Genomic DNA, 12582 nt, shown 5'->3' with positions numbered 1-12582 from the left:
ATCGTTTTAGGCGCGGCGAGAAGTATGATGCCTAGTTATTCTAAGCAAAGACTTCTCAACAAAGCATAAAACGAGTTTAGCCGAACCCTTCGGGCAGCACTTGTTGGGTATTGATACTGCGTTAGAGGCTTCTCAAGTAAAATAACTACATATCTAAGCCTCTGCCTTGTCTAAATACCCATCAAGTTGCTGCAAAAATCAGCTCGAAAGGTCAACACGCCCTAAAAAGAAAAAAGGCTGACCATTAACTCGTCAGCCTTTCTAAGCTCTATTCTTCAGGTTACTACTGGTTCCAACTTATTTCGTTGGGAAGCTAAGCTGAGCTTTTAACCCACCCTCACTGCGATTATTCACTACCACTGTGCCGTTGTGCTGGCTAATGATACGTTTCACGATCGCCAACCCAAGCCCCGTTCCTTCACTGCCTCTCGCGGTGTCCCCACGCGTAAACGGTTCAAACAACTTCGTCACTTGGTCGGGGTTAATCCCAGGTCCGTTATCTTCTACGCACACCCAGGCCAATTTATTATCTGCCGTCACACCGGTACTGATGCGGACCCAACCATTCCCATAACGCACCGCATTGACCACTAAATTGGTGATCGCACGTTTAATGGCGATGGCGTTGCCAATAGCGGGCTTAACGTCATCGGCCAGTATGGTTTCAATCTCAACGTTCATCTCGGTATGGGTTTCTGCCAAGGCGATCTCATTGGCTATTTCATTCAGATAAACGGCACTAAAAGTCTGTCGATCAACGGGCTTCAAATAATCCATAAACTGGCTAATGATTTCATTACACTCTTCCGTGTCACTGATGATCCCTTCAGCAAGGTAACTCTCTTGTGGCGGCATCATTTCGGTGGCTAATCGAATCCGAGTCAGTGGCGTGCGCAGATCATGGCTTATCCCCGCCATTAATAAGGCACGGTCCTCTTCAAGCGCTTGAATACCTTTGGACATCTGATTAAAAGCACGCGTTACCGAGCGAATTTCAGAAGGACCTTTTTCTGGTAAGGGTGGCGGAATATCGCCTAGTCCAACCCCTTTTGCGGCTTTTTCCAACGCAATCAAAGGGCGGTTTTGCAGTCGGATGAACAACCAGCCCCCCGCTATGACCAAAAATGCCACCATCAAGCTGTTATAAAAAAGAGGCTTAAAGTCATCTTCTTGTAACTCTGAAAGAGGGATTCGTATCAATGAATTGGGAAGAGCATCAATTTGCATCCACAGAACATAGCTGTCATTGACCAATAACATTCGAACTTCTGTCTCAGTATCCAATTCTTGAGTCATATCTTCACTCATTAAATCGATACTCATGGCCCGTTCAAATTCATCAGAAATGGGGCTATCAGAAGAGTGAATCGTCACTCCAAGCTGCTCTAAAACTCGGCGACGCAAAGGGGCATCCATCTCTAATTTTGCCAGTTCGCTGTTCGTCTCATCGAGCATCAAGCGAATTTCAAAACCAATGATTTTATTGAACTGTTGCAAACTCGGCATTAAGGCGTAGTTGAACACGGCGTAGTAAGAATAGACTTGGCTAGCAATGAGCAAGGTAAGAAATAATACGATGGTTTGAGTGAACGAGCTGCGAATGCGCATAATGAGAGCCTTTACTGATCCCTAGCAATGCACCCTAGCTTCTAGAAGAATCGCGCCTCGGTAGGCACTAAAAGCTAGGGAATGCGAGTATAGGAAATGCGATTTGAGTAACGAGGGTTAAGCTTCTTTTCCATCTGGAACAAAAACGTAGCCAAGGCCCCATACCGTTTGAATATAACGCGGCTTACTTGGATCGATTTCTAACATACGACGAAGGCGAGATATTTGCACATCAATCGAACGTTCCATGGCGGAATACTCACGGCCACGCGCCATGTTCATGAGTTTATCACGGGACATTGGCTCACGTGCATTAGTGACCAACGCTTTAAGGACCGCAAATTCACCCGAAGTTAACGGCATCGGCTCTTCACCGCGGAACATTTCACGCGTTCCTAGATTTAAGCGGAATTCACCAAACTCAACCAAAGATTCTTCTGAACTTGGTGCGCCCGGCGCTTCAATCGTTTGACGACGAAGAACCGCCTTAATGCGAGCCAGTAACTCACGCGGGTTAAACGGTTTTGGTAAATAATCGTCGGCACCCACTTCCAAACCGACAATACGATCGACTTCATCACCCTTTGCCGTCAGCATTAGGATGGGTAGCGAGTTGTTTGCGTTTCGTAGACGACGACAGATCGACAGGCCGTCTTCCCCAGGTAGCATTAAATCCAGCACCATAAGGTGAAAATTTTCGCGTGTTAATAGGCGGTCCATCTGCTCACTATTGGCAACACTGCGGACTTGAAAACCTTGCTCCGATAAATATCGCTCAAGTAATGCACGTAAACGAGCATCGTCATCGACCACTAATATTTTGAAATTTTCTTGCATGTAATAATTCCACCTATCAATAAGCTTGCACTCAAAAAGGAGTCGCAGTTAGAAATGTAACACTGTTGCGTGCAATGTGGCGCAAAGAATTGTTAACGTTTATTACTTTTTTAGCTAATGTATTAAGCATCTTCAATAATCATACGTCAAAAATATGAAAACAAACCTAATTACCCGTGAAGGCTATGACCGATTGCGTAAAGAGCTCGACTTCCTTTGGCGTGAAGACAGACCGGAAGTCACCAAAAAAGTAACCTGGGCAGCGAGTCTCGGAGACCGCTCAGAGAACGCTGACTATCAGTACAACAAGAAGCGTTTACGTGAAATTGACCGCCGAGTTCGCTATTTAAGAAAGCGTCTAGAGCAGGTAAAAGTGGTCGATTACTCGGCTCAACAAGAAGGCAAAGTTTTCTTTGGCGCCTGGGTTGAGATTGAAAATGATGCGGGTGAAATCAAATCTTTTCGCATCGTTGGGCCTGATGAAATCTATGGCGGTGTCAAAAACTATGTCTCTATCGACTCACCCATGGCGCGAGCCTTATTGAAAAAGGAAGTCGACGATGAATTTAACGTGATGACACCAGACGGTGAAAAAGAGTGGTTCATTAATTCTATTCGTTATCATCAAGCCTAAAAAATCCCTGCTTGGTCATTCAGGCAGGGAGTTTTCCTATCGGTTAAGTCAGTCAGTACTACAAGAAAAGACGCTTTAAGAAAGCAAATACTCTTGGAAAGCAAATACTCTTGGAAAGCAACTGCTCCAAGAAAGCAACGGCTCCAAGAAAGCAACGGCTCCAAGAAAGCAACGGCTCCAAGATAACAATCGCTCAAAGAATACCGCAGATCTAAGAAACGAATCGTCTAGGCAAACGAGTACTGAGCGAGCACCACTGAGGACTACTTTTTATCACCTGAGTCTTTATCGCCAGCGCTTTTCCCTAATAAATAATTTTCATCGCTGCTCACAACCGCACCATGCTTCAGAAAATTCTTACCCAAAATCATGCTGTATTCAAACCGAGAGCGGTCTTGCAGGTTCACGTTGACTGTTTTCTCAAGCTTGCCTAATTTAACGTTCATTTCAACCACAGGGCGAATATTTGGCTTTTCACCTTTTTTGGCTTTAATTCGCATCACATCAATCACAGGTTTAGTGAACTCTTGCTCATCACCTTGGCTATTTTGGTAAGTAAACGTCACCATATCATGGCCATCTTTTTTGAACTGTTTGATGTTTATGGCGTTCATCGAGCTAACATCGGCCCCCGTGTCCAGCTTCGCAGGAAACGCCATTCCTTCGACTTGGACCATCTCGATATGACCAGCTTTGAAAAGAGGCTCTGCTTGCAATAAGTGATCGGCACGGGTGTTAACAAACACACCATCCTTCGCCATTTTTTGCCCTAAGATAAAATAAGGTTGCTTTTCATCACTATCGAGCACATCAATCGCATACTCTTGCTCTCGCACTTCACCTGAGATAGACAATTGCCCAAGAACAGTGGGTCTGACGGTTTCTCCCACTCGTAAATTCTTTTCAATCTTCTTCTTCACTTTTTGCTGCTCGCCATCAGCATTGGTGAGGAAATACTCCACATAATCGTCTTTGCCTTCCTCTGTCACTTCAAAACTGACCACCTTCAACAACGGTGTTTTGACAGAAAATGAAGGTTCAGCATCCAGCTTAAAGCCATCGAGCACAATCTGCTCTTGCGGAGACACCACCATAGGCTGTTTGGATTTTGCGATATCTAAAAAGCTTGTTGCTCCTTTGCCAAGCAGGTTCTCAGCACTGGTATCAATCATAAAGGATTCGCTAATGGTGCTCGTGCCCACCCGAAGTTGAGAAGAACTGCCTGAGCGGTCTTTCAAATACACCTGCCAATATTGTGTCGTTTTGCTGTCCAATTGGACGGGTACATAAACCACTGGGCGCTGATGACCACTTATCTTGAGCATACGTACCAGTGGTAACATCATCTCTTGTTGTTCACCATTGCTGCCCAAGATATCGAACGTCACTTGATCTCGTTTTTTATCGATATCGATATTTTTTGCATGCAAAATAGTGTGGCTATTTTCGAGCGAAAAACTGACATTCAAAGGAACACCTTTAATAGCCACTTGCTCTTTTTTGCCCACAACTTTCGCATTCGGCTGCTCTTGCAGATAATCGTAACCCGCAAATACCCAAGCATGGTTAACCAAAAATGTTTTTCCGATCAAAACAGGAGCCGTGAAATTACTTCGGTCGGTTAGGTTCACATCGGTTTTCACTTCATGTCCGGCAATAGTCATGGGGATGTTGACGGTTGGGCGCAGTAACGGTGTGCTGCTGGTGCGACTTCGGATCACACTGACGCGCTCTAAAGGCTCTCTAATAACGACCGCTTCACCAGTGTAAGGATGGTGCACGGTAAACGTAACCGTCACTTTGAACGGTGAAAACGTACTGCCGTCCCAGTCAAAATAGTTGAGCATTTTATCTTTCTCGACTTCTTTCACTAAGGTTTCCATCAAGACATCATCTTTAAGATCTTGGTAATCGGGATGCTCACTGGAGACATGAATATTCTCGGCGTGCATGGACGTTGTATCAGCACCCGTATCGATTTTCCCCACAAAAGGCACACCAGCCAGGGTTTCTGAATCATTCAGGTACACATTTTCGGTGCGACCTAAGACGACTTTACCTTCTAAATCATACGCAGGGCTTTGAGTCGTGAACGGAATATCAACAGCCAAAGACGGCAGTGAAAATAAGAAAGTGCTGAGTATTACTAAGACTGAAGACATTTTTTTCATTGTTGATTTCCGTAATTCTGAGAAAAACCCGTTGTTTTATGCTTGGGTAATTTTGAACTCGTGAAAGTGGATAAGTTCGAGTTGCTTTATCTTTATGACATAACCTTAACCAAAATAGACCAAAAAACCTTCATTACTGTGATTTTTTGACAGCTTAATTGCAAAATTATTGGAAAATCCTTTAGATACCCCAATATTGAAATACTATCGAGCGGTGCTGAGACATGCGTATCAAGCCATGCATGTGCATTAATCAAAATTAGACCAGAAGAGAACTCTCAGATGAGCCAAGCTATCTGCCATGCTATTGCCCGCGAATTGAACGTTCGCCCAGAACAAGTTATTGCCGCTGTAACCCTAATTGATGACGGGAATACGGTTCCTTTTATTGCGCGTTATCGAAAAGAGGTGACAGGGGGGCTGGATGATACTCAATTGCGAAATTTAGACAGCCGATTGTCCTATTTAAGAGAGCTCAATGATCGACGTGACACCATCCTAAAATCGATCAGTGACCAAGGAAAACTTTCCCCTGAATTAGAAAAAGAGATCAACCAAGCTGAGAGTAAAACCCGATTAGAAGATCTCTATTTGCCATACAAACCTAAGCGTCGCACCAAAGGACAAATTGCCATTGAAGCCGGATTGGAGCCTCTTGCCGATACCTTATGGACAACTCCGCAAACGGAACCAGAAACCGAAGCAGCCAAATACATCCAGCCCGATAATGGCATCAACGACACCAAAGCGGCATTGGATGGTGCTCGCGCTATTATCATGGAGCGCATTGCCGAAGACGCCAATCTCCTCGAAAAGATTCGCCAATACCTGACCCGCAATGCCGAACTGGTGTCACGGGTTGTTGAGGGTAAAGAGCAACTGGGCGAGAAGTTTAAAGACTATTTTGAACACAATGAGCGACTCAGCAAAGTGCCTTCCCACCGTGCTCTGGCTATGCTTCGTGGTCGTAATGAAGGGTTTTTATCTCTGGCTATGAATGCCGATCCTAATCAAGAGGAAGGTGTCCGACAGTCTTACTGTGAAAGCATCATTAGTGATCACTATGGCATCAGCCTGAGCTGTGCACCTGCCGATGCATGGCGTAAACAAGTTATCAGCTGGGCGTGGCGTATTAAAGTATCCATGCACATGGAAACCGAACTGATGGGTGCGCTAAAAGAACGCTCAGAAGTTGAAGCGATTGAAGTGTTTGCCACCAACTTAAAAGATTTATTGATGGCCGCACCCGCAGGGCCAAAAGCAACCTTAGGCTTAGACCCAGGCCTGCGTACCGGCTCGAAAATTGCGATTGTGGATGCCACCGGTAAAGTACTCGCCACTGACACCATCTACCCGCACCCACCACAAAAGCAATATGACCAATCCGCTCATACCGTCGAACAACTGGTTAAAAAGTACCACGTGGACTTGATAGCCATTGGTAACGGCACGGCTTCTCGTGAAACGGATTCCTTCGTGGCCGATGTCATTAAACGCGGCAACTTGAAAGTGCAAAAAATCACGGTCAGCGAAGCGGGAGCCTCGGTTTATTCTGCCTCTGAGCTCGCTGCCAATGAATTTCCGAATATGGATGTGTCGCTCCGTGGCGCGGTTTCCATCGCACGCCGCTTACAAGATCCACTCGCCGAGCTGGTCAAAATCGATCCAAAATCGATTGGTGTCGGCCAGTACCAACACGATGTCAGCCAGTCGATGCTGGCGAAGCGCCTTGATGCGGTTGTCGAAGACTGTGTGAATGCGGTTGGCGTTGATGTGAATACGGCTTCAGCTGCGCTGCTGACTCGCGTTGCCGGGCTAAGTACGACCATGGCACAAAACATTGTTGATTATCGCGATACCAATGGTCGATTTGATGCGCGAACCACATTAAAAAAAGTGGCTCGTCTTGGGCCAAAAGCCTTTGAGCAGTGTGCCGGATTCTTGCGAATCATGGACGGCAAAAACCCTCTTGATGCCTCAGCGGTTCACCCAGAAGCCTACCCCGTGGTGAAAGCGATCTCAGATAAAAATAACACCGCAATTAAAGCCTTGATTGGGAATAGCGACTTTTTAGGCCAGTTGCGAGCGGCGGATTACACCAGTGACAGCTTTGGTGTGCCGACCATTACTGACATTATCAAAGAGCTGGATAAGCCGGGTCGAGACCCTCGCCCTGAGTTTAAAACCGCCAGCTTTGCAGACGGCGTAACCAAAGTCTCTGACCTAGAAATCGGCATGGTGCTTGAAGGTGTGGTTTCTAACGTGGCGAATTTTGGTGCGTTTGTCGATATTGGCGTGCATCAAGATGGTTTGGTGCATATCTCAGCGCTGACTGACCGCTTTATTGCCGACCCTAGAGACGTAGTAAAAGCCGGTGATATCGTTAAAGTAAAAGTGATGGAAGTGGATGAGCAGCGCAAACGTATCGCTCTGTCCATGCGTTTAAGTGATGAGCCGGGGCAAGATAACCGTCCACAGAGAACACCAGGGCAAAAACAAAACGCTCGCAGTAATGGTGATCGAAAGAGTAATGACCGCAACAGCCAACGTTCTCACCAGGGGAATGACACATCGTCTGGCGCAATGGGAGGCGCATTCGCAGCAGCCTTCGCCAAAGCGAAAAAATAAAATGACGGTTCTGAACTGACGGTAAGTCAATAACAGTAGCTTCATCAGAAAAAGCGAACAGCGAATTGCCAACAGCGAATAGTCAACACACGAAAGATAAAAAAATACCCACATGATTGTGGGTATTTTTATTCATAGCGATAAACACCTTAGTGCCGATGTTTACAACACCGCTATAACCTCAGACGGTACGTTAGGAGCCACTGCGTGACCGTAATGATATTTTATTACCGTTCGCCGTTTTTCCATTCGTCCCTCAGTTATCGCTGCATCAATAATGCGCTTAGGCAACCGAAACCGCATTGCATAGCCCTTGCCTTGCTTTTTGCTGTAAGTGTCTAAAGCCAATAGCCTAAAAAGATGCTCTAACACACTTTTGGGCTCTTCGGTCTGCGGCTCAGCAATTTCGCCATCAGCGTCCATCTCGTAATCTGGATGCTCTGACGGATCCCATGAGGATCGCCTTCGCCGTTTATCGTCAGCCTTTAGCTTACGCTCTGCGTTTGACTTGACTAGCTCTGCGGTTGGTACAACAGGCTCACGAATTCTATTATCTCTCGCTGCTTGTTCCGTTTGCACATTAACCGATGGGGCGATAAGCGGCACACTAACGTTAGTCGGTGACACAATCATAGCCGAAACCTCCTTGGCATCGCCCAACCCGATAATGCTGTTCGTATTGTTAGCTATATTGGGTTAATAAACTTATCGGCTAAACTGGTTAAAAATTTAGCAATTAATGTCAATTTTTTATCTAACCGACGATTATTTTTCGCCAAAAGCGACAATTTGATGACAGAAGGATTCCAGCTCGGTCATAAATGGGGCATGCGATGACTGACTAAAAATGTATTGTTCCGAATGTGGAGCCTTTGCCTGTACATCTGCGGCGACTTTGATAGGCACTAATCCGTCGAGGCGACCGTACATTCTCAACATCGGCACCGAAACCGCCGCTAAATCTTGTCGAAAATCTTCATTCGCCAACATCTTCAAACCCGCCAATAACGATTCAGGGTTCGGGGATGGCCGAGATAACACCGCTTTTTTGAGCTGCTTTACATCCAATCTTGCTGAAGGGCTGCCCATCGCTTGCAGCGCCATAAAGCGCTCAATCGTGGTTTGAAAGTCATCCACTAATTGATCCGTGAAGGCATCAAGAACCTGAGGTTGAATTCCGCGCCAAGGTCTTTCTGCAGCAAACTTTTTCTCTGCAGCAAACTTGGGCGAACTGGCGACGGTGATGAGCTTGGTGACGCGATCACTATGAGCCAGAGCCATATGCGTAGCAACTAAGCCCCCTAAAGACCAACCAAGCCAAATAGCGTGTTTCGGAGCCTGTGGCAGTAAAGATTGTGCAATTTCTTCTAAGGTGGCGGCGTGCAAGTGCGCACTGTGTCCATAACCAGGGAGATCCACGACGTGCACTCGGTAGTGCTGGCTGAGTACCTGGACGGTTTGATCCCAAACGGCCCCATTCATCCCCCAACCGTGGACTAAGACCAAATCCTCACCGTTACCGCTCACTTGCCAGTGCAAAGCTTTATCCATGATCGCATTTTCTCCTACTAAAAACAGCCTCACCACTCGCTCGGTTACACTCATGATGAAGGCAGGTTTTATCAAAATTTGGCGCTTATGTTATCCGATTGGCTACAAAAAACCATGCGCATGCATCTCGGCTGTTACTGTGACCTGTGCCAACTCCCCATCCATACTCCATTGCTTCTAAAAACACCGGATAAAGAGCACGCCAAAAGAAAAGAGACAACGCGGCAAAGGATCGGAAGCAATGATATCGAGTGGGAAAGTATCTGGTGCGATAGCTGCAAGGAACACTTTGCGCCAACCACACGCTGTTCACGGTGTGGGCTTACGACGCTCACCCCAACAGAACAATGCGGCCAGTGCTTGGCGCATCCTCCTCTTTGGTCAAAGCTTTACTGCGTGGGTGACTACAAGCTCCCCTTATCAAGTTATGTTCACCGCTTCAAATATCAGCAACAGTTTTGGCATGCAAAACCATTAGCCGCGCTATTAAGCGAACGTATTGATGCAACGCCAGACCTGATAGCGAGCGTTCCACTCCATTGGCAGCGGCAGTTAATGCGAGGGTTTAATCAAAGTGAACTGCTTGCCAAACAGCTAGGCAAACGACTCGATATAGAGATTGCACCGAACCTCTTTTCTCGAGTGAAAAGCACGCCTCAGCAGAAAGGTCTCAATAAAAAACAGCGACAACAAAACCTGAGGAATGCTTTTCGTCTGAATCGCTCTCCACAACAGAAACACATTGCGATTTTTGACGATGTGGTCACGACAGGCAGTACAATCCATCATTTATGTCAATTATTGCTTGATGCTGGGGTCGAAACCATTGATATTTATTGTATCTGCCGCACTCCTGAAACAGATAACTCAATATAAAGCGATGAGATTTTGTTTTTAGGTCTAGAAATTAGATTTATCAGGAGTAGAATGGCGTTATAATAGCCTACAAAATTACTCAGGTATTCGTCGTGTCAAACACTATTACTATCACAGAAACAGCGCAAACTCACTTCGGTGGCTTACTTAGCCAACAACCTGAAGGGACGAACATTCGCGTATTTGTTGTTAACCCTGGTACTCAAAATGCAGAGTGTGGCGTCTCTTACTGCCCGCCAGAAGCGGTTGAAGCAACAGACACCGAACTAAAATTTGAACAATTCTCAGCTTATATTGACGAGCTTAGCCTGCCATTTTTAGAAGATGCAGAAGTGGATTTCGTTACCGATAAGATGGGTTCCCAGTTAACACTCAAAGCACCAAACGCCAAAATGCGTAAGGTTGCCGATGACGCCTCATTGATTGAACGTGTTGAATACGCGATTCAAACCCAGGTTAACCCTCAGCTTGCTGGGCATGGTGGTCACGTAAGTTTGGTTGAAATTACCGAAGACGGCGCCGCTATTGTTGCCTTTGGCGGCGGTTGTAATGGTTGTTCTATGGTTGATGTCACGCTAAAAGAAGGCATCGAGAAAGAACTTCTTCAGCAATTTGAAGGCGAGCTAACGGCCGTGCGTGATGCCACCGAGCATGACCGTGGTGAGCACTCTTACTACTAAGCCTTAAATACTATCAGTAAGCCGATGTCACGACGTCGGCTTTTTCTTAATTTCAATAATTTGATCGGCCTCTAACGAATAGATTTTGAACTTGGCGAGTCATTTTATATAGTAACGCCAACCCAGCACGTATGCGCTTTATACCTAACAAACGGAATAAGCATTATGACAAAATTGAGCCCGCCTACCATTCTCTCTATTCGCTCGATTGCTCAATCTAAGCTATTCACCATCGAGTCACTTGACTTACGCTTTAGCAATGGTGTTTTACGCACCTATGAGCGAATGAAGCCCAGTGGTCGTCATGCCGTAATGATGGTGCCCGTGACCGAACAAGGTGACTTACTGTTAGTGCGCGAATACGCAGCGGGGACAGAGCGATATGAACTTGGCTTTCCAAAAGGATTGATTGACCTGGGTGAGTCGGCAACTGATGCTGCGAACCGAGAGTTAAAAGAAGAAATCGGCTTTGGTGCAAACAAGCTAACTCCGCTGAAACAGGTCGTCCTGGCTCCTTCTTATTTTTCTAGTCAAATGACCCTATTTGTTGCACAGGATCTATACTCAGAGAAACTAGAAGGTGATGAGCCAGAGCCGTTAGAAGTGGTGCGCTGGCCATTAGCTCAAGCTGAAGAGCTGGTCACTCACTTGGATTTTTGTGAAGCCCGCAGTATCACAGCCCTATTACTTGCTCTAAAGCATTTAGAAAAACAACAATAACAAAGTCTTAGGAATTATTATGTCTACTGATAAAGACTTATCTCACCTGATACCTTCCGTGGTTGAAGTGGCTCGTTCTGCTGGGCAACTTATCCTCGACATCTATGAAACAAAACAATACGAAGCCTATGTCAAAAGTGATGAAACGCCGGTCACAAGCGCGGACATTGCTGCGCATAAGCTCATCGTCAATCAACTATCGGCACTTACGCCTGATATCCCTGTTCTCTCTGAAGAAGCCGCGGACATTAGCTTAGAGAAGCGTGAGAAGTGGAGCCGCTATTGGTTAGTAGACCCACTCGACGGCACGCAAGAGTTCATTGCTCGCAGTGGAGACTTCGCAACCATCATCGCATTGATCGACAATAATCAGCCGATCATGGGAGTGGTTTACGCGCCTGTTTCTGGTGTGACTTATTACGCTTATAAAGGGAAAGGGGCTTGGAAGATTCCCGATCTGTGTGAAAAAGTCGAGATTGAGAGCCACAAGCATGAACAAGGCCAGAAGCAATCCATCGGCATGGCGATCAGCCGACGTCAGGACATTAATAGCATCACCGCTCGTTTGAGCAGCGCATGGAACTACGATCTTGTGCCACTGGGCTCTGCCGCACTGAAAGCTTGTTTGGTGGCCGAAGGAGCTGTCGATTGTTATTTAAGAATCGGTCCAACGGGCGAATGGGATACAGCGGCCACTCAATGTATCGTCGAAGAAGCGGGCGGGCGCATTTTAAGCACCCAGTTAGCCCCTCTCTCATACAACCAAAGAGAGACCCTTGAAAACCCGAATTTCTTGGTGCTTGGGGATGAGTCCCTACCTTGGGATGAAATCTTGAAAGTAAAAGACTGAGCATCATAAAAAAGCGAGCCTAGTTAA

Annotated in this window: 11 protein-coding genes; 6 read left to right on the top strand and 5 right to left on the bottom strand. The window is 46.2% G+C overall.

What is annotated here, in order from left to right; all coding sequences use genetic code 11:
• Positions 1-297 precede the first annotated feature (297 nt).
• Entirely contained in the window at positions 298-1608 is a 1311-nt protein-coding gene (envZ, locus tag QF117_RS06395) for a two-component system sensor histidine kinase EnvZ (protein ID WP_282388250.1), read from the bottom strand.
• A gap of 117 nt (positions 1609-1725) precedes the next feature.
• Positions 1726-2445, bottom strand: a complete 720-nt coding sequence (ompR, locus tag QF117_RS06390; protein ID WP_017036302.1) for a two-component system response regulator OmpR — start codon at positions 2443-2445, stop codon at positions 1726-1728.
• 154 nt (positions 2446-2599) lie between these two features.
• Here ompR and greB point away from each other — a divergent pair, with 154 nt between their 5' ends.
• Positions 2600-3079, top strand: coding sequence for a transcription elongation factor GreB (gene greB / locus QF117_RS06385; RefSeq protein ID WP_282388249.1), 480 nt, complete (start codon positions 2600-2602; stop codon positions 3077-3079).
• A 263-nt stretch (positions 3080-3342) separates the two neighbouring features.
• On the opposite strand, the gene QF117_RS06380 is transcribed toward greB, so the two are convergent.
• Positions 3343-5250 carry a RimK/LysX family protein gene (locus QF117_RS06380; protein WP_282388248.1) on the bottom strand — a complete coding sequence of 636 codons (1908 nt, stop codon included), beginning with the start codon at positions 5248-5250 and terminating at the stop codon, positions 3343-3345.
• A gap of 282 nt (positions 5251-5532) precedes the next feature.
• Between QF117_RS06380 and QF117_RS06375 the strand changes: the two genes are divergently transcribed.
• Positions 5533-7878 carry a Tex family protein gene (locus QF117_RS06375; RefSeq protein WP_282388247.1) on the top strand — a complete coding sequence of 782 codons (2346 nt, stop codon included), beginning with the start codon at positions 5533-5535 and terminating at the stop codon, positions 7876-7878.
• 162 nt (positions 7879-8040) lie between these two features.
• Here the strand turns inward: QF117_RS06375 and QF117_RS06370 are convergent, their stop codons facing one another.
• Entirely contained in the window at positions 8041-8511 is a 471-nt protein-coding gene (locus QF117_RS06370; protein WP_282388246.1) for an ATP-dependent Lon protease, read from the bottom strand.
• A 132-nt stretch (positions 8512-8643) separates the two neighbouring features.
• Complete coding sequence (gene bioH, locus QF117_RS06365; RefSeq protein ID WP_282388245.1) at positions 8644-9429, bottom strand: pimeloyl-ACP methyl ester esterase BioH; 786 nt, start codon at positions 9427-9429, stop codon at positions 8644-8646.
• Between the two features lie 114 nt (positions 9430-9543).
• Between bioH and QF117_RS06360 the strand changes: the two genes are divergently transcribed.
• The 4 genes from QF117_RS06360 to cysQ all read left to right on the top strand — a co-directional run bounded on the left by QF117_RS06360 (position 9544) and on the right by cysQ (position 12555).
• Positions 9544-10305, top strand: coding sequence for a ComF family protein (locus tag QF117_RS06360; RefSeq protein WP_282388244.1), 762 nt, complete (start codon positions 9544-9546; stop codon positions 10303-10305).
• 92 nt (positions 10306-10397) lie between these two features.
• Positions 10398-10985: a Fe-S biogenesis protein NfuA gene (gene nfuA / locus QF117_RS06355; protein ID WP_282388243.1), complete on the top strand. Its 588-nt coding sequence runs from the start codon at positions 10398-10400 to the stop codon at positions 10983-10985.
• Positions 10986-11150: 165 nt separating this feature from the next.
• The gene (gene nudE / locus QF117_RS06350; RefSeq protein ID WP_282388242.1) at positions 11151-11705 is read left to right on the top strand and encodes an ADP compounds hydrolase NudE; all 555 of its coding nucleotides are present in this window, start codon (positions 11151-11153) and stop codon (positions 11703-11705) included.
• A gap of 19 nt (positions 11706-11724) precedes the next feature.
• Positions 11725-12555, top strand: a complete 831-nt coding sequence (gene cysQ / locus QF117_RS06345; RefSeq protein WP_282388241.1) for a 3'(2'),5'-bisphosphate nucleotidase CysQ — start codon at positions 11725-11727, stop codon at positions 12553-12555.
• Positions 12556-12582: the final 27 nt, after the last annotated feature.

The organism is Vibrio sp. YMD68 (assembly GCF_029958905.1).
In the GTDB taxonomy this organism is placed as follows: Bacteria; Pseudomonadota; Gammaproteobacteria; order Enterobacterales; family Vibrionaceae; genus Vibrio.
Note: the sequence above shows the minus strand (reverse complement) of the source record. Positions and strands in the feature narration are given on the sequence as shown.